We start from the raw sequence: 22,865 nt of genomic DNA, 5'->3' as shown, positions 1-22,865 counted from the left end.
GGTCTTATGTCCGCACAAGTTTTGACCACGGTGGCAGTGCTGATGCGCCAGGAGGCCTTGCAAGGCCCCATGGCCCGCTGGCAGGCCACGCGTTGGGTGCTGGACGATTTGGTGCCGCACGAAGACAGTTTTGGTGCTGAGCCGCGCTGTTTGCGCGAAAGCGGGCTGGAGTCCTTGTGGCTTTACCCTGGTTGGCCAGTCGAGTTGTTCACCGATGATGCCGAGGGCTATTGGCTGAACCTGAGCTCGACCACGCCTTGCTTTTTTGTGATGTGGCGCTTGCAAGAGCGTGAGGGCCAGGAGCCGGTGGCCGTGCCCCAGGCGGTGAGTTTGAGTTACCACGATGCCGGGCGCTGGCTGGATGCGCAGGAAACGGTCGAGACCGTCCCTGCGCCTCCGGTGGTGTTGGCGGCCTTGCGTGATTTCGTGCAACAACACTTTGTGCCCGAGGTCAAAAAACGTCAGCGCCCACAAAGTTTCCAAGGCTTGACCGATCGCTTTGGGCAGCCCGCATCGGTCAGCACCACAGAAAAACGCCGAGGCCCCGGCGGCGGTGGGGCGGGCGCATGAGCGATCATTTTTTCAGCCGCTGGTCGCGCCGCAAGCAGGCAGCCGCACAAGGTTTACCTGCCGATGAGCCCGATCAACCATTGGCCCAACCAGGCGCAGGGGAAGGGCGCGAGGGCTTGCCTGCAGAGGGTGACGTGCCTCAAGACCCGCATGCAAGCGGTGTCAATGCGCCCCCCGAAGCGACAGCCGCCGAGGCTTTGCCCACGCTGCAAGACGCACAAGCCCTGACGCCATCGTCGGACTTTCAGTCGTTCATGCGCCAGGGCGTGCCCGCTGAGGTGCGAAATGCAGCGGTCAAAAAGCTGTTCACCGATCCGCATTTCAACGTGATGGACGGCCTGGACATCTACATTGGGGACTACAGCACGCCAGACCCGCTGCCCGCGGGCATGCTGGAAAAAATGGTGGGCGCCCAGTTTTTGAATCTGGTGCCGCCGGAGCGCGAACAGGGTGATCCGGTGAGCACTGAAATGCCGCCCCATGAAAACCCTGCTGTGGACTCGGTGGCGACAGCACAGACCGCACTTGTGGCACAGTCGCCGCATTCGCAGGTTCGAGAACCTGACACGCAACGGTCACCGAGTGAACATGACAACCCTGATTTGCAACTGCAACCAAACCATGCCCCTGCAAGCCCAGACGCTGGGCAAAGCACTGGGTGAAGACCTGACGCTACACAGCACTTTGTGCCGCCGTGAGGCCGGGAACTTTCAAAAAGCCGTGAAAACCGGCGACACCGTCGTCGTGGCCTGTACCCAGGAAAAACGCCTGTTCTCCGAGCTGGCGGAGCAAACCGAAGGCGCCATTTCCCCCATTCGCTTTGTCAACATCCGTGAAACCGGCGGCTGGGGCCGCGAAGCCGCGCACGCCATGCCCAAAATGGCCGCTTTGTTGGCAGCAGCCCGCCTGCCTGAACCTGAGCCGGTGCCCACGGTCACCTACAAAAGCGCAGGGCGCTTGCTCATCATCGGCGCTGTGGATGCCGCCGAACGCGCCGCCAGCTTCTTGTCGGATGCGATGCAAGTCACGGTGTTTGCCCAGGGTCCCGGCAACGCTGGTGGCAGCCAAGAGCGGCGATTCCCGGTGCTGGCTGGGCGCTTGCAAAGTCTCAAGGGCTGGCTGGGCGTCTTTGATGTGGCCTGGGATGCGAGCAACCCGATTGATCTGGACCTGTGCACCCGATGCAATGCCTGCGTGTCCGCTTGCCCGGAGCAGGCCATTGGCCTGGATTACCAGGTGGACTTGTCGCGTTGCACTTCGCACCGCGACTGCGTCAAGGCTTGTGAGGCCGCTGGCGCCATCGATTTCATGCGTGACGCCCGGCCACAAACCGAACGCTTTGACGTGGTGCTTGATCTGCGTGGTGCCCAGGCATCGCCGACCTTCCACACGCACGCCCTGCCGCAGGGTTACTTCCGCTGGGACGGCCAGGACCTGCAAACCTTGCTCAAGGTGCGCGAGCTGGTGGGCGAGTTTGAAAAGCCCCGCTTCTTTGCCTACAAACAAAAGCTCTGCGCCCACAGCCGCAACGAACAAGTCGGCTGCAGCGCCTGCATCGACATTTGCTCGGCCGAGGCGGTCAGTTCGGACAAAAGCCGCCAGCAGATCGTGGTCAACCCCCACCTGTGCGTGGGCTGTGGCGCCTGTACTACGGCTTGCCCCACGGGCGCACTGACCTACGCCTATCCACGCCCGGCAGAGCAGGGCGCCAAAATCCGCACCTTGCTCACGACGTATCAGGCTGCTGGGGGGCGCGATGCCGTGCTGCTATTGCACAGCCAGGTCAAAGGCCAGGCCTTGATCGATGAACTCGGCCGGGGCGCACAACTTCAGGTCATGCAGGGCGTGCCCGCCCGTGTGCTGCCTGTGGCCTTGTGGCACACGGCCAGTGTGGGTCTGGAATTGTGGCTGTCGGCCGTGGCTTATGGCGCGCGGCAGGTGCTGGTGCTGCTGACCGACGAAGAGGCGACGCAGTATCGCGCCGCGCTCACGGAGCAAATGGCGGTGGCCCAGAGCCTGTTGCAGGGGCTGGGTTATGCCGGGGTGCATTTCCAGCTGATCGAAGCCGGGCACCCGCAATCGCTGGATGCGGATTTGCAGCGCTTGGCCGGGCGCAGCGTGAAGGCGCCAGCGGGGCCTGCTGTGGTTGCGCGCCATGCGGTGCAAGCTGAAAAACGCAGCAACCTGGAGTTGGCACTTGACCACCTGATGGCCCAGTCCCCGGTCATGTCGCAGGAGGCTGCAAGTCGTCCGCAGGCCTTGGCCTTGCCTGCGGCGGGCGCACCTTTCGGGGCCATTGTGGTGGATGGCTTCAAATGCACTTTGTGCATGAGCTGTGTGGGGGCCTGCCCATCGTCGGCCTTGCAAGACAACCCCCAGCAGCCCGAGATCAAATTCATCGAGAAGAACTGCGTGCAGTGCGGCCTGTGTGCCACGACCTGCCCGGAGCAGGCCATTCGCTTGCAGCCGCGTCTGTCGCTCTTGCCCGAGCGGCACCAAGCCCGTGTGCTGCACAACAGCCCACCCTATGGTTGCGTGCGTTGCGGCAAACCCTTTGGCACCGTGAAGGCGATCGAAACCATGCTGGGTCGTCTGGCGGGGCACAGCATGTTCCAGGGCGCGGCGCTGGAGCGACTCAAGATGTGTGGCGACTGCCGCGTGGTGGACATGTTCACTGACGCCGATCAGGTGCGCGTGGCACCTGCCAATGACAAACCCCTGTGATGGAATCAGACATGAGCACAGACTTGCACCTGTCCGCCGTACCCGGCAATGCGCTGGATGAAGAGACGGCTCGCGCCGAAATTTACGGGCTGCTGTCCCAACTGTATTACCAGGCGCCCAGCGCCGATTTGCTCAGCCTCTTGCAGGTGGCCGTGACCGAGGCGCCCGATGCCGGGGCCTTTTTGGAAGAATCCTGGCGCTACCTCGTGGCCTGTGCCCGCAGCCTGGATGAGACACGCATTGCCAACGAATACAACAGCCTGTTTGGCGGCGTGGGCAAGCCCGAGGTGTATTTGTTTGGCTCGCACTATTTGAGCGGTTTCCTCAATGAAAAACCCCTGGTCAGGTTGCGCAATGATTTGGCTGAATTGGGTTTGGGCCGCAGCCATGAGATGCCCGAAACCGAGGACCATGTGGCCTATGTGATGGAGGTCATGCGCTACCTGATTGCCGGTGAGGACGTGTCGGTGGCCAACCTGACGCAACAGCAAGCGTTCTTCACTCAGCATGTGCAGCCTTGGGTGCCCGCTTTGTGTCAGGCGCTGGCGGCCCACCCCCGGGCTGTTTTTTATGCCCGTGTGGCCGCGTTCACGGCCGCTTTTGTGAGTGTGGAGACCCAGGGTTTTGATCTTTTGGATGGCAGCCGTTGAAAAGATTTTTTGTCCACCTACCGGTTTACCCCGATGGTTTGGACATCACCCATCGATAATATCGACCGTTATGCAAAGGTTTGCCTAGGTCCGTGCGCTTTTGCCCCCCACAGTTCAGGAGAAAAACCATGAGCGAAAAATCTTCACCCGTATCGCGTCGCAGCTTGTTTGCGGGCGCAGCAACTGTTGGCGCCGTGGCGGCTGCAGCCAGTGTCTTGCCGACCGTGATCAAGAACAATCTGCCCGCAGCGCCTGCCATGGCCTTGCCCAAGCCTGAGCGCGGTGGGGGTTACAGCCTGAGCGAACACGTCCAGCGCTACTACAAGACCACCCGCATTTGATTCATTTTTATTCTTTTCCCAACTGGAGCCCTCCATGTTGCTGACCAAAAAACAATCCGGTGCCTCAGGCGCTGCCCCTTCTGCTTTTGTTCACAGTTTGCGCCGTGGCTTGTCGCAAGCCTTGCCGACACTGGACCGCCGCAGCTTTTTGCGCCGTTCTGGCCTGGGCGTGGGCGTTGGCCTGGCCGCCTCACAGCTGAGCCTGGTGCAAAAAGCCCATGCCGCCGGCGGTGTGGACAACATTGGCAAAGGCAAGGTCGAAGTCAAGCGCACCGTGTGCACCCACTGCTCGGTAGGCTGTGCCGTCGACGCCGTGGTTGAAAACGGCGTCTGGGTGCGTCAGGAAGCCGTGTTCGATTCGCCCATCAACCTGGGCGCCCATTGCGCCAAAGGTGCTGCCTTGCGTGAGCACGGCCATGGCGAGTACCGCCTGCGTTACCCCATGAAGTTGGTGAACGGCAAGTACGAGCGCATCAGCTGGGACACCGCCCTGACTGAGATCAGCGCCAAGATGCTGGAGCTGAAAAAAGCCAGCGGCCCGGACAGCGTGTATTTCATCGGCTCGTCCAAGCACAACAATGAACAGGCGTACCTGATGCGCAAGTTCGTGAGCTTCTGGGGCACCAACAACTGCGATCACCAGGCCCGTATTTGCCACTCCACCACGGTGGCCGGTGTGGCCAACACCTGGGGTTATGGCGCCATGACCAACTCGTACAACGACATGCAAAACAGCAAGGTCGCTTTGTACATCGGCTCCAACGCGGCCGAAGCCCACCCCGTGTCGATGCTGCACATGCTGCACGCCAAGGAAAACGGCTGCAAGATGATCGTGGTCGATCCGCGCTTCACCCGCACCGCCGCCAAGGCCGACGAATACGTGCGCATCCGCTCGGGCACCGACATCCCATTCTTGTTTGGCGTGCTGTACCACATCTTCAAGAATGGCTGGGAAGACAAAAAATACATCAATGACCGCGTGTACGGCATGGACGCTGTCAAGGCCGATGTCATGGCCAAGTGGACACCCGACAAGGTCGAAGAGGCCTGCGGCGTCAAAGAAGAGCAAGTCTTCAAGATCGCCAAGATGCTGCACGAGAACAACCCCGGCACCATCGTCTGGTGCATGGGCCAAACCCAGCACACGATTGGCAACGCCATCGTGCGCGCATCGTGCATCTTGCAACTGGCCTTGGGCAACGTGGGCAAGAGCGGTGGCGGCACCAACATCTTCCGTGGTCACGACAACGTGCAAGGCGCCACCGACGTCGGCCCCAACCCCGACTCGCTGCCCGGTTACTACGGGCTGGCCGAAGGCTCGTGGAAACACTTTGCCAATGCCTGGGGCGTGGACTTTGAGTGGATCAAAAAGCAGTTCGCCAGCCCGGCCATGATGGGCAAAAACGGCATCACTGTGTCCCGCTGGATCGACGGTGTGCTCGAGAAAAACGAACTGATCGACCAGGACAGCAACCTGCGCGGCGTGTTTTATTGGGGACATGCACCCAACTCGCAGACCCGGGGTCTGGAGATGAAACGCGCCATGGACAAGCTGGACTTGTTGGTGGTGGTGGACCCTTACCCATCGGCCACTGCCGCGATGGCTGCGATGCCCGGCAAGGCGGAAGACCTGAACCCCAACCGCGCCGTGTACCTCTTGCCCGCCGCCACCCAGTTCGAGACCAGCGGATCGTGCACCGCCTCCAACCGCTCGCTGCAGTGGCGTGAAAAGGTCATTGAGCCTTTGTGGGAAAGCCGCTCCGACCACATGATCATGCACCAGTTCGCCGAGAAACTGGGCTTTGCCAAAGAGCTGTCCAAGAACTACAAGATGCAAAAAGTCGGTGGCATGGACGAGCCCATGCCCGAAGACATCCTGCGTGAAATCAACAAGTGTGTCTGGACCATTGGCTACACCGGCCAAAGCCCTGAGCGGCTGAAGGCCCACATGAAGAACATGAACGTGTTCGACGTGAAAACCCTCAAGGCCAAAGGCGGCAAGGACAAGGAAACCGGCTACGACTTCACCGGCGACTATTTCGGCTTGCCATGGCCTTGCTGGGGCACGCCCGAGCTCAAGCACCCCGGCTCGCCCAATCTGTACGACACCTCCAAGCACGTCATGGAAGGCGGCGGCAACTTCCGCGCCAACTTCGGTGTGGAGCGTGAAGGCAAGAGCTTGCTGGCCGAAGACGGCTCGCACTCCAAGGGGGCTGACATCACCACAGGCTATCCCGAACTTGACCACATCCTGCTGAAAAAGTTGGGCTGGTGGGACGAGCTGAGCGATGCCGAAAAAGCCAAGGCCGAAGGCAAGAACTGGAAGACCGATGCTTCGGGCGGCATGATCCGTGTGTTCATGCAAAACCACGGCTGCCACCCCTTTGGCAACGCCAAGGCACGGGCCGTGGTCTGGAACTTCCCAGACCCCATCCCGCAGCACCGCGAGCCTTTGTACGGCACGCGCCCTGACATGGCGGCCAAGTACCCCACGCACGACGACAAGAAAGCCTTCTGGCGTCTGCCCACCCTGTACAAAACCGTGCAGGACAAGAACATCGCCGACAAAGCCTACGAAAAATTCCCACTCATCCTGACGTCTGGCCGTTTGGTCGAATACGAAGGCGGCGGCGAAGAAACCCGCTCCAACCCCTGGCTGGCCGAGTTGCAGCAAGAAGCCTTTGTCGAGATCAACCCCAAGACGGCGGCCGACCGCAGCATCCGCAACGGTGACCGCGTCTGGTTGCTGGGTGCCACGGGTGCCCGCCTGAATGTCCAGGCGTTGGTCACCGAGCGTGTGGACACGGGCACCGTCTGGATGCCATTCCACTTCTCGGGTCGCTGGCAAGGCGCAGACATGCTGGCGCATTACCCCAAAGGGGCAGCGCCCATTGTGCGCGGCGAGGCGGTCAACACGGCCACCACCTACGGTTACGACAGCGTCACCATGATGCAAGAGACCAAGACCACCATCTGCAACATCGAGAAGGCTTGAGGAGAACACGATGGCACGAATGAAATTCATCTGTGACGCCGAGCGCTGCATCGAATGCAATGGCTGCGTCACCGCTTGCAAGAACGAGCACGAAGTCCCGTGGGGTGTGAACCGCCGCCGCGTGGTCACACTCAACGACGGCATCCCTGGCGAAAAATCCATCTCGGTGGCTTGCATGCACTGCTCCGACGCCCCTTGCATGGCGGTGTGCCCGGTCAACTGTTTCTACAAAACCGATGAAGGCGTGGTGTTGCACGACAAAGACGTGTGCATCGGCTGCGGTTACTGCTCGTATGCCTGCCCCTTCGGTGCGCCACAGTTCCCCAGTCAGGGCACTTTCGGCGTGCGCGGCAAGATGGACAAGTGCACCTTCTGTGCCGGTGGGCCCGAAGAGCACGGCAGCCAGGCCGAGTTCGATAAATACGGCCGCAACCGCCTGGCCGAAGGCAAGCTGCCCGCCTGTGCCGAGATGTGTTCGACCAAGGCCCTGCTCGCCGGTGACGGTGACGTGGTCTCCGAGATCTTCCGCAGCCGCGTGGTCCAACGCGGCAAGGGTGCCGAAGTCTGGGGTTGGGGCACGGCCTACGGCACTGCCGCCAAGCAAGGAGCCTGACCATGCGCCGCATTCTGATCTCGACTTCTGTGCTGCTGGCTCTGGCTGGCTTGACAGCCTGTGGCGAAAAACCACAAGACCGTGCGGGCATCCGCAGCGACCAACCTGCGCAAGCGGGCACGGGTGTGGCGGCTTTCACCGCCGAAGGCTGGACAGCCGGTGACCAGGCCAGCTGGTCCAACCACCTCAAGGCCCGTGCCAATTACGGCATGAACGATCACCTGCGTGCTCCCAAGTGAGCACATTGAGGAGCCGATCATGCGTCGCTTGATCTTCACTTTGGCCTGGGGCTGGATGGCCCTGGGTGCTGTTGCCCAGACTGCTTTGCCCGCCGATGCGGTCGCTGGTGTCAAGAGCGCCAACATCTTCCAGGTCGCACCCGGTGCCGACACGGATCCCAAGTACAAAGACCAGACCAACGCCGAGCGCGGCCAGGTCCAGCCCGGCAACAACGCGCCCATGTGGCGCCAGGTGGGGCAGGGCGTGACGGGCTACAGCAGTCTTCCCCTCAGCCAAGCCCCCGAAGCGGGTAACCTGATCCAGAAGTTCGTGCAGTACCCGGGTTCGCGCTTGACCAACGCGGGTGAAGCTTGGCGCCAGGTGCGCAACCAGTGGATCATTCCTTATGGTGGTTCGCTCTTGCTGATCGTGCTGGGCGCTGTGGCGCTGTTTTACTGGCGCAAAGGCACGATGGAGCTGCATGGCCAGGAGACCGGCCGCAAGATCGAGCGCTTCACGCCGTTTGAGCGCTCGGCCCACTGGGCCAATGCCATCGCGTTTGTGGCTTTGGCGGTGTCGGGCATCGTCATGGCCTTTGGCAAGTTCTTCATCCAGCCCATCATTGGCAACGCCTTGTTTGGTTGGCTGAGCTATGCGCTCAAGAACATCCACAACTTTGCCGGGCCGCTGTTTGCGGTGTCGCTGGTGATTGTGATCGTGACCTTTGTGCGCGACAACCTGCCGCGCAAGGAAGACATCACCTGGTTGCTCAAGGGTGGCGGCATGATCTCGGGCACCGAGGTGCCTTCGCACCGCTTCAATGCCGGTGAAAAACTCCTGTTCTGGGGCGGTGTGTTCTTTTTGGGTTTGGTGGTGGTGGCGTCGGGCCTGGTGCTCGACAAACTGGTGCCTGGTCTGATTTACGAGCGCAGCACCATGCAGATCGCCAACATGGTCCACGGCGTGGCCACCTGCTTGATGATGGCCATGTTCATTGGTCACATCTACATGGGCACCATCGGCATGCGCGGCGCCTACAGCGCCATGCGCGACGGCTATGTAGACGAAACTTGGGCCAAGGAGCACCACGAACTCTGGTACGACGACATCAAGTCGGGCAAGATCCCTGCCCAACGGACCGTTACTGCACCGTCACCAACGCCTGCAACGACCAGCACCCCGGCTTCTTCGGCCTCAGTCTGAATCTGGAGACCTTCATGATCAAGAACATCACCCTGGCAGTTGCCTTGCTTCTCGCCTCAAGCGCTTGGGCCAAATTGCCCGCGCCCAGCGACGAGGCCAAAGCCAAAGCAGCGGAAGCTGCGGCCAAGACCGCCCACGGCAACAAAGTGGCCGATTTCCAGCTGTGCAAGTCACGTGAGAAAGTGGCTGCGCACTATTACAAAACCAACGGCAAGGGCAAAGCCGCCCCCACTGCCACGCCCGCTTGTGTGGACCCCGGGGCTTACAAACCCGCCGATCCGGCTGCGCCTGCTGGTGTTGCAGCCGCGCCCGCCGCGGTCAAGCCTGCGGCTCCTGTGCCTGCAGCAGCACCTGCCAAAAAAGGCTGACCTCTTCTTTGCCTGTTGTCCAAAATCCCCCGTCGGCAGCGGCGGGGGATTTTTTTGCGTTAGGCTCCACCCATGTCTGCTGTTGTGATTGATTCCCCCACCAAGCCCCATCTGACCCAGACGCGTGCCCGCTTGACACGCACTGTGCCTGTCGTCGACGAACGCGGTGAGCCACTGAAGACGGCGATTCCGGCGGAGCGGGCGCTCACGGTGTATCTGGACAAGCATGAACTGGTGACGCTCATGACCCTGGGGGCTCAGCCCGAGTTGTTGGTGCTGGGCTTTTTGCGCAACCAGCGCCTGATCGATTCGGTCGACCAGATTGAATCCATCACCGTGGACTGGACGGTGGGTGAGGGCGAAGTGGGCGAGCCTGGTGTGGCAGCCGTCAAGACCCGACCCGGTGCCGAGGTGATCGTGCAGCGCAGTGCTGAACGCGTGGTCACCACGGGTTGTGGCCAGGGCAGTGTGTTTGGTGACCTGATGGCGCATCTGGACGACATTCAGCTTCCGCCCGCACAGATCACCCAGGGCCAGCTCTATGGCTTGGTGAACGCCATCCGTTTGCAGGAAACCACCTACAAATCCTCGGGCTCGGTGCATGGATGTGCCTTGTTTGAAGGCGATAAGATGGTCATGTTTGTCGAAGACGTGGGCCGTCACAACGCGGTGGACACGATTGCGGGCTGGATGTGGATGAACGACATCAGCGGGCACAACAAGGTGTTCTACACCACCGGACGACTGACCAGCGAGATGGTCATCAAATCGGCCCAGATGGGCATTCCGGTGGTGGTCTCGCGCAGCGGCATCACCCAAATGGGCCTGGATGTGGCGAATCGTCTGGGTTTGTGCGCCATTGGCCGGGCCACCAACAAGCGCTTTTTGTGCTTCAGCGGGGCTGAGCGCTTGGTCTGGCAACCCGAGCTGGTCGATAAAACATCGAACAGCTGAACGCTGGCAGGCCAGCACGGGTCTTACACGCAGGAGCCAGCCCTGCTGGCGATCTGCTTTTCAGCCGTTCACAAAGTTCGGTGCACGTTTGTTCAGGAAGGCGTCCATGCCCTCTTTCTGATCGGCCGTGGCAAACAGGCTGTGGAACAGGCGGCGCTCAAACATCACGCCATCCGACAGGCCGCTTTCAAAGGCGCGGTTCACGCTTTCCTTGGCGGCCATCACCGACAGCTGGCCATAGCCGCAGATCATCAAGGCCGCGCCCAGCGCTTCGTCCATCATCTTGTCCAGTGGCACCACACGGCTGACCAGGCCTGCACGTTCTGCTTCTTGGGCGTCCATCATGCGGCCGGTCAGCACCAGGTCCATGGCTTTGGACTTGCCCAAGGCGCGGGGCAGACGCTGTGTGCCGCCTGCGCCGGGAATGATGCCAATCTTGATTTCGGGCTGGCCAAACTTGGCGTTGTCGGCGGCGATGATGAAGTCGCACATCATGGCCAGCTCGCAGCCGCCACCGAGCGCAAAACCACTCACTGCGGCGATCACGGGCTTGCGGATGCTGCGGATGGTTTCCCAGTTGCGTGTGATGAAGTCCTGTTTGTAGACCTCGTGGAAGTTGTACTTGGCCATGGCCGAGATGTCGGCGCCCGCGGCAAAAGCTTTTTCGCTGCCGGTGATGATCATGCAGCCAATGGCGTCGTCCGCTTCGAATACTTTGAGGGCGGCGCCCAGTTCGTCCATGAGCTGACCATTGAGCGCATTGAGCGCTTTGGGACGGTTCAAGGTGATGATGCCGACCTTGCCGCCTTCGGTGCGGACTTCGATGTTTTCGTAGCTCAAGTGCTTCTCCAGCAGGGGGTGAAAATGATTGCCTCGCACTATAACCAAGCCCCCTGTCACTTGTCTGTCGCCGGAGAGCGATAGAGCTGATTTCATAGGGAAAACATTAACCAACCGATCGGTCGGTTAATGGTACATTCGTGGATTCTGGAGACACCATATGACCGAATCAACCGCATCGGTGCTGTATGAAGTGCGAGGCGCCGTGGCGCTGGTCACCCTCAACCGCCCCCAAGCCCTCAACAGCTTCACCCGGGAAATGCACCAGGCCCTGTGGGCTGCGCTGGACCAAGCTGAGGCCAATCCGGCCGTGCGCGCCTTGGTGCTGACGGGAGCAGGTCGTGGCTTTTGCGCCGGGCTGGATCTGTCTGAACTCGACTTCACACCCGGCCCCGGCTTGCTGGAGCGCGCTGATCCCGGTCCGGTGATCAATGACGCCTTCAACCCCACCACGCGCCGCTTGCAATCACTGCGCATGCCCGTGATCTGCGCTGTCAACGGCGTGGCGGCGGGTGCAGGCGCCTCGGTGGCCATGGCCTGCGACATCGCGATCGCCGCACCCACGGCCAGCTTTGTGCAGGCGTTCAGCAAGATCGGCCTGATTCCGGACGCGGGTGGCAGCTGGCTGCTGGTGGAGCGCTTGGGTCTGCCCCGCGCCATGGCGCTGGCCATGACAGGCGACAAGCTGAGCGCCGACAAGGCCAAGGAGTGGGGCTTGATCTGGGATGTGGCCGAGGATTGCGTTGCCGCTGCGCTGGCGCTGGCCGACAAGCTGGCGGTGATGCCGACCAAGGCGCTGGTCGCTACGCGCCACCTGTTGCGCGACGCGGGCACCCGCTCGCTGGACGCCCACCTGAATGTGGAGCGCGACACGCAATCGGCGCTGGGCAAAACGCACGACTATATGGAAGGTGTGAACGCCTTCCTGCAAAAGCGTGCCCCCCAATTCAAAGGCGAATGATGAGCACAACCGACCCCAAAGCCCTGGCCCGTCTGGTGGGCGAAACCATGTTCGCCGTCGACGTGGCCTCCAAAGACACCATGGGCATGGCGCTGCTCAGTTGCGAGCCTGGCCGCGCCGTCATCCGAATGGAGGTCAAAGCGCTGCACCTGAACGGCCACCAAATTTGCCATGGCGGCTTCATCTTCACGCTGGCCGACTCCACCTTTGCCTTTGCCTGCAACAGCTACAACAAGAACGCGGTGGCGGCCGGTTGCAGCATCGAATTTTTGAAGCCCGGCAAATTGGGCGATGTGCTGACCTGTGAAGGCCTTGAGCAAACGCTCAGCGGCCGCCACGGCATCTACGACATGAAGGTCACGAACCAGAACGGCGAAGTGATCGCCATGTTCCGTGGCAAGAGTGCGCAAATCCCTGGCACCGTGGTGCCTGAATAAATCCATCAGGGCAGAGCTTGAGCGCTGCCTTCAACTGAACAAGTGGAGTTCTCATGAGTCAAAAAGCCTTCCCCCTGGAGCCGATTGAAAAGGCCAGCATCGACGAGCTGCGCAGCCTGCAGCTCAAGCGCCTGCAACAAACCCTGCAGCACGCCTATGCCAACTCGCCCGTGTACCGCGCCAAGTTCGACGCCGCAGGCGTGCACCCGGACGACTGCAAAACGCTGGCCGACATCGCCAAGTTCCCCTTCACCACCAAGTCGGACCTGCGCGACAGCTACCCCTTTGGCATGTTCGCCGTGTCGCGTGAAAACTGCGCCCGCATCCACGCGTCCAGCGGCACCACGGGCAAACCTACGGTGGTGGGCTACACCTTGAAAGACATTGACACCTGGTCCACCGTGGTGGCCCGCAGCATCCGCGCGGGTGGTGCCAAGCCTGGTGACATGGTGCACGTCAGCTACGGCTACGGACTGTTCACAGGTGGCATGGGTGCGCACTATGGCGCTGAAAAACTGGGCCTCACTGTGGTGCCTTTTGGCGGCGGCCAAACCGAGCGCCAGGTGCAGCTGATCCAGGATTTCAAGTCCACCATCATCATGGTCACGCCCAGCTACATGCTGGCCATTGCTGATGAGTTTGAGCGGCAAGGCATCGACCCCAAGACCAGCTCTCTGCGCATCGGTATCTTTGGCGCCGAGCCCTGGACCAACGACATGCGAGCCGCCATCGAAAAGCGCATGAACATTGACGCGGTGGACATCTACGGCTTGTCTGAAGTGATGGGGCCGGGCGTGGCCAGCGAATGCATCGAGACCAAGGACGGCCCGACCATCTGGGAAGACCATTTCTACCCCGAGATCATCCACCCCGAGACCGGCGAGCCCGTGGCCGACGGTGAGATGGGTGAGCTGGTGTTCACCAGCCTCACCAAAGAAGCGCTGCCCATCATCCGCTACCGCACGCGTGACCTGACGCGCCTGTTGCCGGGCACCGCCCGCACCATGCGCCGCATGGAAAAGATCACCGGCCGCAGCGACGACATGATGATCATCCGCGGCGTGAACGTGTTCCCCAGCCAGATCGAAGAGCTGATCTTGAAGCGCAGCGAACTGGCCCCGCACTACCAGTGCGTGCTCACCCGTGATGGCCCTATGGACGACCTGAAGGTGCTGGTTGAGACCAAGCCCGGCGTGTCACCCGACAGCATCGAAGCCCGCGCTGCCGCCAAGATGCTGCAGCACGAGATCAAGGTGTTCATCGGTTCGAGCGTGGCGATCGAGCTCAAGGCCGAGGGCGGCGTCGAACGCAGCCAGGGCAAGGCCAAACGGGTGGTCGACCTTCGCAAGAAGTGAAGCTTGTCGTGGGCGGGGGGGGTAGGAGCGGCGCCCTCGCCGCAATTGGGCGTGCACAGTCCACCGGCTATCGCCCCGAGGGCGGGGCTCCCACAAGGCGTGCCCATCATCGTTGCAGTGTAGGAGCGGCGCCCTCGCCGCAATTGGGCGTGCACAGTCCACCGGCTATCGTCCCGAGGGCGGGGCTCCCACAAGGCGTGCCCAACATCGTTGCAGTGTAGGAGCGGCGCCCCCGCCGCGATTGGGCGTGCGCAGTCCACCGGCTATCGCCCCGAGGGCGGGGTTCCCACAAGGCGTGCCCATCATCGTTGCAGCCTAGGAGCGGCGCTCTCGCCGCGATTGGGCGTGCGCAGTCCACCGGCTATCGCCCAGAGGGCGGGGCTCCCACAAGGCGTGCCCAACATCCTTGCAGTGTAGGAGCGGCGCTCTCGCCGCGAGGGTTTCCCCGAAATTCAGACCGCAGGCCAGCTGGCCTGGCGGTCCTTGGGCACTTCCAGCCGCCACACGGTGCTTTGCTGAAGCACGGTCATGGGCAGGCGCAACAGTTTCCGGTCGCGCGATACCAGCGCAATGAGTTGGCGCTCCTTGCCCAGCAGGGTGGGCACATGGTCGAGCTGGCTCACGCGCCAGCTGCCGCCTTGGCCGCGCGCGCCGACCTCCAGCCCCAACCATTCGTCGCCTGCCGACAGCCCGGCTTGCTCGGCCGCGCTGCCGCGCAGCACCGCCTTGATCTGCACCGAGCCTTGGCTGTCCACGGCGCGAACGCCCAGGTGCTGGGCAAAGTTGCCCGGTTCTGCGTGGATGCGCAGGCCTTGTGATTCGAGCAGTTTGGCCAGTGGCAGCTCGGCCGTGCTGTGCACCCAGGCCTTGATCTCTCGCTGCCAACTGCGGCCAGTGAGCGATTGCAGTTCGTCGAGCAGGTCTTGTTCGCGCATGGGTCCGGCTTTGCAGTGTTTCCACAAGCCCCGCATCACAGCGTCAAGCGTGTGGCCTTCGGTCTTGAATTCGCTGCGCAGCGTCAGGTCCAGGCACAGCGCCACCAACGCGCCCTTGGTGTAGTAGCTCACGGTGGCGTTGGGCGTGTTCTCGTCTTGCCGGTAGTACTTGACCCAGGCGTCAAAGCTCGCCTGGGCCACCGTCTGCACAAGGCGGCCCGGTGTTTGCTGCACTTGCGCCATGGTTTTGCCCAGCAGTTGGATGTAAGTGGCGTCGTCAATCAGCCCTGCGCGGCGCAGCAAGAGGTCGTCGTAGTAACTGGTGAAGCCTTCAAAGAACCACAGCAATGGGGTGTAGTTTTCTTGCGTGTAGTCGTAGCGGGTGAAGGCGTCGGGGCGCAGCTGCTTGACGTTCCAGGTGTGGAAGTATTCATGGCTGATCAGCCCCAGCAGCGTGGTGTAGCCCTCGTTGGTGCGGGGGCTGGTCTGGCGTGGCAAGTCCGCACGGTTGCAGATCAGGGCGGTGCTGTTGCGATGCTCCAGACCGCCATAGCCATCATGCACGGCGTTGAGCATGAAGAGGTAGTTTTGATGGGGGGCTTTGCGGCCTGCTTGTTTGCCAGGGCCGTGCCAGAACTGGATTTCGGCTTCACAAATTTTTTGGGTGTCGGCCAGCAAGCGATCACCATCGAAAGAGGGCAGGGCACCCGCCACGACAAATCGGTGCGTGATGCCGCAGGCCACAAAGCTGCCAGACCAGAAATCGCCCATCTCCACGGGGCAGTCCACCAGTTCGTCATAGTTGGCGGCTTGGTAGAGGCCAAAACCGCGTTTGTCGGTCTTGACCGGCATCAGTCCTGTGGCCGCTTGCCAGCTGGCTTGGCCTTTGACGGGGTGCAGCAGCAACTGCTGCGGATGCTGCTCTTGCCCGTGCACCCGCAGGCACAAGCTGGTGCTATTGAAAAAGCCCCGTTGGCTGTCCAGCCAGCCGGTGCGCACCGAATTGTCAAAGGCATACACCTCATAGCTCAGCACCAGAGGCTCAGCTGTGCGGCAAGTGATGTGCCAGGTGCATTTGTCTTTTTGTTCGATCGGCGCTGTGCGGCGGCCTTGTTTGGCCTGCAGTTTTTGCAGGTTTTTGGAGAACTCGCGCACCAGGTAGCTGCCAGGAATCCAGACCGGCAAAGACACGGTTTGCAATTGCGCGGGTTCACTGACGGTCAGGGTGACGCGAAAAAGGTGGGCGTGAAGGTCGGCAGCTTCGATGCTGTAAAGGATGGGGGGCATGAGTGAGCAATCTGGCAGATTTATGGGGCAGCAGGTGTAAAGGGGCTCAGGCTTGGCCCAGTGCCTTCAGCAGCTGTGCATGGATACCACCAAAACCGCCATTGCTCATGCACAAGAGGTGATCGCCAGGCTTGACTTGCGCCAGCACCTGGCCAATGACTTCGGCCACGTTGGCACCGACTTGAGCCTTCTGGCCCATGGGGGCCAGCGCCGCAGCGGCGTCCCAGTCCAGGCCACCTGCATGGCAAAAGGCGAGGTCTGCTTCTTCCAGGCTCCAAGGCAGTTGGGCTTTCATGGTGCCCAGTTTCATGGTGTTGCTGCGTGGCTCAAAGATGGCCAGGATGCGCGCATCCGGGCCGATCTGACGACGCAAGCCGTTGATGGTGGTGCGGATGGCGGTGGGGTGGTGCGCAAAGTCGTCATAGACGGTGATGCCCTTCACGGTGCCACGCACTTCCATGCGGCGTTTGACGTTTTCAAAACTGGACAAAGCCCGAGCTGCCGTTTCAGGGGCGACCCCGACATGCTCGGCTGCTGCGATGGCAGCCAGGGCGTTGAGCTGGTTGTGCACGCCGCCAATGGACCATTGCACGCGGGCCACAGACCGGCCAGCTTGAAGGACCTGAAAGTCTGAGGGCTCACCTTCTGCCGCGAAGTCACTGACCGCTGCGCCAAAGCTGCGCACTTCGCTCCAGCAGCCTTGTGAGAGCACGCGGGTCAGGCTTTCTTCCAGACCATTGACGACGACACGGCCGGAGCCCGGGATGGTGCGCACCAGGTGATGGAACTGCCGTTCGATGGCGGCCAGGTTGTCAAAGATGTCGGCGTGGTCGAATTCAAGATTGTTCAGGATGGCGGTTCGGGGGCGGTAGTGCACAAACTTGCTGCGCTTGTCGAAAAAGGCGGTGTCGTATTCATCGGCTTCGATCACGAAACAGTTGCCGGCCCCCAGGCGTGCCGAGACGCCAAAGTTCAAAGGCACGCCACCCACCAGAAAGCCCGGTTGAAGACCCGCTTGCTCCAGCACCCAAGTCAGCATGGAGGTGGTGGTGGTTTTGCCGTGCGTGCCAGCCACCGCCAGCACATGGCGGCCTTGCAAGACATGTTCTGACAGCCATTGGGGCCCGCTGGTGTAGGGGGCCCCAGCTTCGAGAATGGCCTCCATCAGCGGGAATTTCGGGTTGCCATCGGCCTGTCTGGCGCGGCTGACCACGTTGCCGATCACATACATGTCAGGTTTGAGCGCCATCTGATCAGCACCAAAGCCTTCGATCAAGTCGATGCCCAAAGCCCGCAATTGCTCGCTCATGGGGGGGTAGACCCCGGTATCGCAACCGGTGACCCGATGCCCGGCTTCGCGTGCCAGTGCTGCCAATCCACCCATGAAGGTGCCGCAAATGCCCAGAATATGAATATGCATGGCAGGATTTTAGGCGCCGGGGGCTGAGCGGCCCGCAAGCGCACAGGCACAATCGAACGCCATGAATGATGTCGCACACGAAATTGCTGCCACGGCGGCGCGCTTGGTGGTGGAAGAGGGCTTGGCTTTTGGTCCCGCCAAGCACCGCGCATTGAAGGAGTTGGGCTTACCGGGGCGCACCGCTTTACCACCCAATGAGCTGCTGGAGAGCGAGGTTCGTGATTACATCGCCCTGTTTTGTGCCGATACCCAGCCCGGCGAATTGCTGGCCCTGCGCGAATTGGCCCGCGTCTGGATGCAGCGGCTGGCAGAATTTCGCCCCCACTTGGGGGGGGCAGTCTGGCAAGGGTGGGCCACGCGTTTATCGGATGTGGATTTGGCCTTGTTTTGCGATGACCCCAAGTCGGCCGAAATTGCCCTGATCAACCAGAACCAGCGCTATGAAGTTCAGACCGTTCGGGGCATGCATGGCGATGATGTCGATGTGCTCAGTCTGCACAGTTTTTGTGAAGCACTGGGCGAAGACATTGGTGTGCATTTGCGCATTTATGACCTGGATGATGTGCGAGGGGCTTTGCTGCCTGATGCGCAAGGCCGCCCCCCTCGGGGCGATTTGCAGGCGCTGGAGCGCTTGTTGGCTGCTTGAAAGACAATGCCCGCCATGACACAAACAATTCACACGCCTTCCCGTCGGCGCTGGTTGCTGGGGGCCGGTGCCCTGGCTGCTGTGGGTGGCGCTGCGCTGTCTTGGTGGCGTTTGCAGCCGCGCGCACTCACCAGCGATGTGGGGCAGACTTTTTGGACGCAAAAATTTGAAACGGTGACGGGCGAAGTGCTCGACCTGGCCACTTTTCGCGGCAAACCGCTGTTGGTGAATTTTTGGGCCACATGGTGTCCACCTTGTGTCGAGGAGTTGCCCCTGATTGATGCCTTTTGGCGCGAACAGCATGTCAACGGCTTTCAAGTGTTGGCATTGGCGATTGATCAACCGAGTGCAGTCAAGCGCTTCCTCGCTCGGCAGCCTTTGGGTTTCCCGATCGGTCTGGCGGGTTTGGGGGGCACAGAATTGGCTAAATCATTGGGGAACAGCGCGGGCGGTTTGCCTTTTAGCGTGTTTTTTAAGAGTGATGGCGCCATTTGGCTGCAAAAACTGGGGCAATTGTCGCCAGATGACTTGTCCCGATGGCGCTCTCAAGGCGCTTGAATCTCATGGATGCGGCAAAGCCCGTGCTTTGTACTGTTGAATTTATCAAATTTGATTAAAAAATCAAATTTTTGCGCAAAGAAGGCGCTGATTTAGCGTGCTTTTGCCGGAAATTGGTGTAAATTCAAACCATTACGTTGGCTTACGCAATGGAGGACCTATGGATTTGCGCAAACTCAAAACCCTGATCGACTTGGTATCAGACTCAAACGTCTCTGAATTGGAGATCACCGAAGCCGAAGGCAAAGTTCGCATTGTCAAGAGCATGGGTGTCGCTGCCCCGATGGTGATGCAGCAAGTCGCAGCACCCGCACCGGTTGTCGCAGCACCTGTAGCAGCGGCACCTGTGGCTGCTGAAGTTCCTGCAGCGCCTGCAGGCCACGCCGTCAAATCACCCATGGTCGGAACCTTCTACCGCTCGTCCAGCCCTGGTGCAGCGCCTTTTGTGCAAATTGGCTCGGTCGTCAAGGAAGGCGATACGCTGTGCATCATTGAAGCAATGAAAATCCTCAATGAGATCGAATCGGACAAGTCCGGTACCGTGACACAAATCCTGTGCGAAAACGGTCAAGCGACCGAATACGGCCAGCCTTTGTTCATCGTTGAATAAACCGAACGGGGATTTCATGTTCAAGAAAATCCTGGTGGCCAACCGCGGTGAGATCGCTTTGCGTATCCAGCGGGCCTGCCGCGAACTCGGTGTCAAGGCCGTGATGGTCTATTCCGAGGCGGACAAAGAAGCCAAATACGTGAAGTTGGCAGAAGAAGCCGTCTGTATCGGCCCTGCAGCCTCGCCCCTGAGCTACCTCAATATGCCTGCGATCATTTCGGCGGCAGAAGTGACGGATGCCGAGGCGATTCATCCTGGCTATGGCTTTTTGAGCGAGAACGCTGATTTCGCCGAGCGCGTCGAAAAAAGTGGTTTCCAGTTCATTGGCCCAACACCTGAGTCGATCCGCATCATGGGTGACAAGGTGTCGGCCAAGCAGGCCATGATCCGCGCGGGCGTGCCGTGCGTGCCCGGCTCTGAAGGTGAATTGCCCGACGATCCTGCCCAGATCCGGCGCATTGCCAAGAGCGTGGGTTACCCGGTGATCATCAAGGCTGCAGGCGGCGGCGGCGGTCGCGGCATGCGTGTGGTACACACCGAAGCGGCGCTGATCAATGCGGTGCAAATGACCAAGGCCGAAGCCGGTGCGGCTTTCGGTAATCCTGCGGTCTACATGGAAAAGTTCTTGCAGAACCCGCGCCATGTCGAGATCCAGATCCTGGCCGACAAGTACAAGAACGCCGTCTATTTGGGCGAGCGTGACTGCTCCATGCAGCGTCGTCACCAAAAAGTGATCGAAGAGGCGCCAGCGCCAGGCATTCCCCGCAAGCTGATTGAAAAGATCGGTGAGCGTTGCGTGGCCGCTTGCAAGAAGATCGGCTACCGTGGCGCGGGCACCTTTGAGTTCCTGTACGAAAATGGCGAGTTCTATTTCATTGAAATGAACACCCGTGTTCAAGTGGAGCATCCGGTGACCGAATGGATCACGGGTGTGGACATCGTGAAAACCCAGATCATGGTGGCGGCAGGCGAAAAGCTGCCTTTCACCCAGCGCGACATCCAGATCCGCGGGCATGCCATTGAGTGCCGCGTGAATGCTGAAGATGCCTTCAAGTTCACGCCCTCTCCTGGCCGCATCACGTCCTGGCACATGCCCGGTGGCCCTGGGGTGCGAGTGGATTCGCATGCTTACAACAACTACTTTGTGCCACCCAACTACGATTCGATGATCGGCAAAATCATTGTGCATGGCGACACGCGAGAACAGGCGCTGGCCCGCATGCAAACGGCTTTGGCCGAGACCGTGATCGAAGGCATCAGCACCAACATTCCGCTGCACCGCGAGTTGATGGTTGACGCCAAATTCATGTCGGGTGGTACCAACATCCACTATCTCGAACACTGGCTCAGCCAGCATAAGCGCTGAACGGATCACGCATGTTTGAACTCAGCTTGCTGTGCCCGGAAGAGCGGGTCGATGTCTTGAGCGATGCGCTCGATGCCTTGGATGCCTTGAGCGTGTCGGTGGAAGACGCTGACGCCCAGACCCCTGCAGAGCAGGCTTTGTTTGGCGAGCCTGGCATGCCACCGCCCAAAGACGGCTGGCAGCGTTCGCGCATGGTGGCCCTGTTTGCACAGGAAGCAGCTGCCAAAGAGGCGGCGGTGTTGCTGGGTGCGCAGGATTTTTTTGAAGAATGCCGCCTGCTGGGCATTCAAGCGCTGGCCGATCAGGATTGGGTGCGTTTGACGCAGTCCCAGTTTGCACCGGTAGAGGTCACGCCCGATTTCTGGATTGTGCCGACCTGGCATGAGCCACCAGCACAAGCCCGCCAGATCATTCGTCTGGACCCGGGGCTGGCGTTTGGTACCGGAACGCATCCAACCACCCGCATGTGCTTGCGATGGATTGCCCGGCATGACTTGGCAGGCCAACGTGTGCTGGATTACGGCTGTGGTTCGGGCATCCTGGCCATTGGTGCAGCCAAATACGGTGCCACCCACCTTGACGCGGTGGACATTGATGAGGCGGCGGTGACCTCGACCCGTTTGAATGCCGAAGCCAACCATGTCGAGTTGGTGGCGGGTCTGCCAGAGCAGGCCCAAGGGCGCTATCAGACAGTCTTGGCCAATATTTTGGCCACGCCCTTGAAGGTGCTCGCACCTTTACTGTGTTCGCATGTCGCACCCGGTGGCTCGCTGGTTTTGGCCGGAATTTTGGAGCGACAGGCCCAGGAGTTGCAGGACGCCTACGCGCCCTGGGTGCAGTTGCAGGTGGCTGATTCGGAAGATGGCTGGATTTTGATGACAGCACAAGCTGCGAACGCTTGAGCTCGATTGCGGACTCTGACTAAAATCGGGCATGAATTGGATCACCCGCTGCCCAGAGTGCGTCACGGTCTATCAGGTCGTGCCCGAACAGTTCAAAATGGCCAAAGGCTGGTTGCGGTGCGGGCATTGCGACCATGTTTTTGACAGCACGGGTCGGGTGCTGGCCTGGCAAGGGGCTACCGAAGGTCTAACTGATGTGGTCAAGTCGCGTGAAACGCCGCTGTCTTCTGAGCATTCTGAGCGCTCTTGGCAGCCAGCGCATCCACCAGAGCCAGACTTCCTGCACGATCCCGTCGTAACTGCTTTGCCCGAGGCGGCGTTGTCAGGCCAAGTTTCCAGTTCTGAGCCTGTACTTTCTGGCGCAAGTCCAACTGCCTTCCCGGCTGTCGATGAGGGTATGTTCAGCCCACTTGCTGTCTCAGACCTGCAAGATATGCCTTCAATACCAGAGCCAGCACACCGTTGGCCTTGGACTTTTTTGTCGGTCGGCTTGATATTGACTTTACTGAGTCAAGGGCTTTGGCTGCAAAGGGATGTGCTGGCCTCAGAGTTTTCTTTTTCGGCACCAGCTTTTCAAGCGGTGTGCCAAATCACAGGCTGTGAGTCTGCCGTGTTGCGCAATCCGGACAGTATGGTGATCGACAGCTCCAGCTTTGTGCGGCGTCAAGACGGTTTTGTGCTCCATTGGACGGTACGTAACAGCTCAGCACAAACTTTGGGCATGACTGCTTTGGAGTTGACGCTCAAGGATGCGCAAGACAAGGATTTGGTGCGGCGTGTGCTTTTGCCGCACGACATGGGTGCTCCCTCTACACTGGCAGGCGGGCAAACTTGGTCCGGCGAGCTGATGCTGCGTATCGGTGCGGATTTACCCGTGGTGGGTTATCGCGTTCTGAGTTTTTACCCTTGAA

The 22,865-nt window shown here is 60.6% G+C and carries 23 protein-coding genes and 1 pseudogene; 21 read left to right on the top strand and 3 right to left on the bottom strand.

What is annotated here, in order from left to right:
• Positions 1 to 6: 6 nt before the first annotated feature.
• From B9Z51_RS04150 to B9Z51_RS04100, 11 genes are all read left to right on the top strand, one after another.
• Positions 7 to 570: a DUF3305 domain-containing protein gene (locus tag B9Z51_RS04150; protein WP_108372011.1), complete on the top strand. Its 564-nt coding sequence runs from the start codon at positions 7 to 9 to the stop codon at positions 568 to 570.
• Entirely contained in the window at positions 567 to 1,232 is a 666-nt protein-coding gene (locus B9Z51_RS04145) for a DUF3306 domain-containing protein (RefSeq protein ID WP_108372009.1), read from the top strand. The genes B9Z51_RS04150 and B9Z51_RS04145 overlap by 4 nt, the downstream gene beginning before the upstream one ends.
• Positions 1,192 to 3,294 (top strand): 4Fe-4S binding protein, encoded by a 2,103-nt coding sequence (locus B9Z51_RS04140; RefSeq protein ID WP_108372007.1) that lies wholly within the window; start codon positions 1,192 to 1,194, stop codon positions 3,292 to 3,294. Before B9Z51_RS04145 ends, B9Z51_RS04140 begins: the two co-directional genes overlap by 41 nt.
• An 11-nt stretch (positions 3,295 to 3,305) precedes the next feature.
• Positions 3,306 to 3,944, top strand: a complete 639-nt coding sequence (locus B9Z51_RS04135; protein WP_108372719.1) for a molecular chaperone — start codon at positions 3,306 to 3,308, stop codon at positions 3,942 to 3,944.
• Between the two features lie 128 nt (positions 3,945 to 4,072).
• Positions 4,073 to 4,285, top strand: a complete 213-nt coding sequence (locus tag B9Z51_RS04130) for a formate dehydrogenase (RefSeq protein WP_108372006.1) — start codon at positions 4,073 to 4,075, stop codon at positions 4,283 to 4,285.
• A 34-nt stretch (positions 4,286 to 4,319) separates the two neighbouring features.
• Positions 4,320 to 7,280, top strand: a complete 2,961-nt coding sequence (locus B9Z51_RS04125) for a formate dehydrogenase subunit alpha (protein ID WP_108372004.1) — start codon at positions 4,320 to 4,322, stop codon at positions 7,278 to 7,280.
• Between the two features lie 10 nt (positions 7,281 to 7,290).
• Positions 7,291 to 7,893: a formate dehydrogenase FDH3 subunit beta gene (fdh3B, locus tag B9Z51_RS04120; protein ID WP_108372003.1), complete on the top strand. Its 603-nt coding sequence runs from the start codon at positions 7,291 to 7,293 to the stop codon at positions 7,891 to 7,893.
• A 2-nt stretch (positions 7,894 to 7,895) separates the two neighbouring features.
• Entirely contained in the window at positions 7,896 to 8,132 is a 237-nt protein-coding gene (locus B9Z51_RS04115; protein ID WP_108372001.1) for a hypothetical protein, read from the top strand.
• Positions 8,133 to 8,148: 16 nt separating this feature from the next.
• The gene (locus tag B9Z51_RS04110) at positions 8,149 to 9,315 is read left to right on the top strand and encodes a formate dehydrogenase subunit gamma (RefSeq protein WP_369958646.1); all 1,167 of its coding nucleotides are present in this window, start codon (positions 8,149 to 8,151) and stop codon (positions 9,313 to 9,315) included.
• Between the two features lie 14 nt (positions 9,316 to 9,329).
• Positions 9,330 to 9,683 carry a hypothetical protein gene (locus B9Z51_RS04105; RefSeq protein ID WP_108371997.1) on the top strand — a complete coding sequence of 118 codons (354 nt, stop codon included), beginning with the start codon at positions 9,330 to 9,332 and terminating at the stop codon, positions 9,681 to 9,683.
• Positions 9,684 to 9,755: 72 nt separating this feature from the next.
• Complete coding sequence (locus tag B9Z51_RS04100) at positions 9,756 to 10,637, top strand: formate dehydrogenase accessory sulfurtransferase FdhD (RefSeq protein WP_108371995.1); 882 nt, start codon at positions 9,756 to 9,758, stop codon at positions 10,635 to 10,637.
• A 60-nt stretch (positions 10,638 to 10,697) separates the two neighbouring features.
• Here B9Z51_RS04100 and B9Z51_RS04095 read toward each other — a convergent pair whose 3' ends face one another.
• Positions 10,698 to 11,477 carry an enoyl-CoA hydratase gene (locus B9Z51_RS04095; protein ID WP_108371993.1) on the bottom strand — a complete coding sequence of 260 codons (780 nt, stop codon included), beginning with the start codon at positions 11,475 to 11,477 and terminating at the stop codon, positions 10,698 to 10,700.
• A gap of 160 nt (positions 11,478 to 11,637) precedes the next feature.
• On the opposite strand from B9Z51_RS04095, the gene B9Z51_RS04090 reads away from it, so the two are divergent.
• From B9Z51_RS04090 to paaK, 3 genes are read left to right on the top strand one after another with little or no spacing between them, the layout of a single operon-like run.
• Complete coding sequence (locus tag B9Z51_RS04090) at positions 11,638 to 12,438, top strand: enoyl-CoA hydratase-related protein (protein WP_108371991.1); 801 nt, start codon at positions 11,638 to 11,640, stop codon at positions 12,436 to 12,438.
• Positions 12,438 to 12,875, top strand: a complete 438-nt coding sequence (gene paaI / locus B9Z51_RS04085; RefSeq protein WP_369958571.1) for a hydroxyphenylacetyl-CoA thioesterase PaaI — start codon at positions 12,438 to 12,440, stop codon at positions 12,873 to 12,875. The genes B9Z51_RS04090 and paaI overlap by 1 nt, the downstream gene beginning before the upstream one ends.
• 53 nt (positions 12,876 to 12,928) lie before the next feature.
• Complete coding sequence (gene paaK / locus B9Z51_RS04080) at positions 12,929 to 14,230, top strand: phenylacetate--CoA ligase PaaK (protein WP_108371987.1); 1,302 nt, start codon at positions 12,929 to 12,931, stop codon at positions 14,228 to 14,230.
• Positions 14,231 to 14,682: 452 nt separating this feature from the next.
• Here paaK and B9Z51_RS04075 read toward each other — a convergent pair whose 3' ends face one another.
• Together B9Z51_RS04075 and mpl are read right to left on the bottom strand one after the other, a co-directional pair.
• A complete protein-coding gene (locus B9Z51_RS04075) occupies positions 14,683 to 16,452 on the bottom strand; it encodes a M61 family metallopeptidase (RefSeq protein WP_108371985.1) in 1,770 nt (589 codons plus the stop codon).
• A 46-nt stretch (positions 16,453 to 16,498) separates the two neighbouring features.
• Positions 16,499 to 17,872 carry a UDP-N-acetylmuramate:L-alanyl-gamma-D-glutamyl-meso-diaminopimelate ligase gene (mpl, locus tag B9Z51_RS04070; protein ID WP_108371983.1) on the bottom strand — a complete coding sequence of 458 codons (1,374 nt, stop codon included), beginning with the start codon at positions 17,870 to 17,872 and terminating at the stop codon, positions 16,499 to 16,501.
• A gap of 61 nt (positions 17,873 to 17,933) precedes the next feature.
• On the opposite strand from mpl, the gene B9Z51_RS04065 reads away from it, so the two are divergent.
• From B9Z51_RS04065 to B9Z51_RS04040, 7 genes and pseudogenes are all read left to right on the top strand, one after another.
• Entirely contained in the window at positions 17,934 to 18,518 is a 585-nt protein-coding gene (locus B9Z51_RS04065; protein ID WP_108371981.1) for a hypothetical protein, read from the top strand.
• 15 nt (positions 18,519 to 18,533) lie between these two features.
• Entirely contained in the window at positions 18,534 to 19,076 is a 543-nt protein-coding gene (locus tag B9Z51_RS04060) for a TlpA disulfide reductase family protein (protein ID WP_233254808.1), read from the top strand.
• A gap of 160 nt (positions 19,077 to 19,236) precedes the next feature.
• Positions 19,237 to 19,686: an acetyl-CoA carboxylase biotin carboxyl carrier protein gene (accB, locus tag B9Z51_RS04055; protein WP_108371977.1), complete on the top strand. Its 450-nt coding sequence runs from the start codon at positions 19,237 to 19,239 to the stop codon at positions 19,684 to 19,686.
• Between the two features lie 16 nt (positions 19,687 to 19,702).
• On the top strand, positions 19,703 to 21,052 hold the full coding sequence (gene accC / locus B9Z51_RS04050) for an acetyl-CoA carboxylase biotin carboxylase subunit (protein ID WP_108371975.1): 1,350 nt from the start codon (positions 19,703 to 19,705) through the stop codon (positions 21,050 to 21,052).
• An 11-nt stretch (positions 21,053 to 21,063) separates the two neighbouring features.
• Entirely contained in the window at positions 21,064 to 21,954 is an 891-nt protein-coding gene (prmA, locus tag B9Z51_RS04045) for a 50S ribosomal protein L11 methyltransferase (protein WP_108371973.1), read from the top strand.
• Positions 21,955 to 21,985: 31 nt separating this feature from the next.
• Positions 21,986 to 22,087: pseudogene (locus B9Z51_RS19065) on the top strand (zinc-ribbon domain-containing protein); the annotation flags it as partial.
• A 24-nt stretch (positions 22,088 to 22,111) separates the two neighbouring features.
• Positions 22,112 to 22,864, top strand: a complete 753-nt coding sequence (locus B9Z51_RS04040; protein ID WP_199227469.1) for a DUF3426 domain-containing protein — start codon at positions 22,112 to 22,114, stop codon at positions 22,862 to 22,864.
• Position 22,865 lies beyond the last annotated feature (1 nt).

The organism is Limnohabitans sp. T6-5, assembly GCF_003063315.1.
Lineage (GTDB): Bacteria > Pseudomonadota > Gammaproteobacteria > Burkholderiales > Burkholderiaceae_C > Limnohabitans_A.
This window is presented reverse-complemented; position numbering and strand designations above follow the sequence as displayed.

Excerpts from the sequence above, each read along its gene's own strand:
- B9Z51_RS04150 (WP_108372011.1), top strand. The coding sequence starts at position 7 with ATGTCCGCACAAGTTTTGACCACGGTGGCAGTGCTGATGCGCCAGGAG.
- B9Z51_RS04145 (WP_108372009.1), top strand. The coding sequence starts at position 567 with ATGAGCGATCATTTTTTCAGCCGCTGGTCGCGCCGCAAGCAGGCAGCC.
- B9Z51_RS04140 (WP_108372007.1), top strand. The coding sequence starts at position 1,192 with ATGCCCCTGCAAGCCCAGACGCTGGGCAAAGCACTGGGTGAAGACCTG.
- B9Z51_RS04135 (WP_108372719.1), top strand. The coding sequence starts at position 3,306 with ATGAGCACAGACTTGCACCTGTCCGCCGTACCCGGCAATGCGCTGGAT.
- B9Z51_RS04130 (WP_108372006.1), top strand. The coding sequence starts at position 4,073 with ATGAGCGAAAAATCTTCACCCGTATCGCGTCGCAGCTTGTTTGCGGGC.
- B9Z51_RS04125 (WP_108372004.1), top strand. The coding sequence starts at position 4,320 with ATGTTGCTGACCAAAAAACAATCCGGTGCCTCAGGCGCTGCCCCTTCT.
- fdh3B (WP_108372003.1), top strand. The coding sequence starts at position 7,291 with ATGGCACGAATGAAATTCATCTGTGACGCCGAGCGCTGCATCGAATGC.
- B9Z51_RS04115 (WP_108372001.1), top strand. The coding sequence starts at position 7,896 with ATGCGCCGCATTCTGATCTCGACTTCTGTGCTGCTGGCTCTGGCTGGC.
- B9Z51_RS04105 (WP_108371997.1), top strand. The coding sequence starts at position 9,330 with ATGATCAAGAACATCACCCTGGCAGTTGCCTTGCTTCTCGCCTCAAGC.
- B9Z51_RS04100 (WP_108371995.1), top strand. The coding sequence starts at position 9,756 with ATGTCTGCTGTTGTGATTGATTCCCCCACCAAGCCCCATCTGACCCAG.
- B9Z51_RS04090 (WP_108371991.1), top strand. The coding sequence starts at position 11,638 with ATGACCGAATCAACCGCATCGGTGCTGTATGAAGTGCGAGGCGCCGTG.
- paaI (WP_369958571.1), top strand. The coding sequence starts at position 12,438 with ATGAGCACAACCGACCCCAAAGCCCTGGCCCGTCTGGTGGGCGAAACC.
- paaK (WP_108371987.1), top strand. The coding sequence starts at position 12,929 with ATGAGTCAAAAAGCCTTCCCCCTGGAGCCGATTGAAAAGGCCAGCATC.
- B9Z51_RS04075 (WP_108371985.1), bottom strand. The coding sequence starts at position 16,452 with ATGCCCCCCATCCTTTACAGCATCGAAGCTGCCGACCTTCACGCCCAC.
- mpl (WP_108371983.1), bottom strand. The coding sequence starts at position 17,872 with ATGCATATTCATATTCTGGGCATTTGCGGCACCTTCATGGGTGGATTG.
- B9Z51_RS04065 (WP_108371981.1), top strand. The coding sequence starts at position 17,934 with ATGAATGATGTCGCACACGAAATTGCTGCCACGGCGGCGCGCTTGGTG.
- B9Z51_RS04060 (WP_233254808.1), top strand. The coding sequence starts at position 18,534 with ATGACACAAACAATTCACACGCCTTCCCGTCGGCGCTGGTTGCTGGGG.
- accB (WP_108371977.1), top strand. The coding sequence starts at position 19,237 with ATGGATTTGCGCAAACTCAAAACCCTGATCGACTTGGTATCAGACTCA.
- accC (WP_108371975.1), top strand. The coding sequence starts at position 19,703 with ATGTTCAAGAAAATCCTGGTGGCCAACCGCGGTGAGATCGCTTTGCGT.
- prmA (WP_108371973.1), top strand. The coding sequence starts at position 21,064 with ATGTTTGAACTCAGCTTGCTGTGCCCGGAAGAGCGGGTCGATGTCTTG.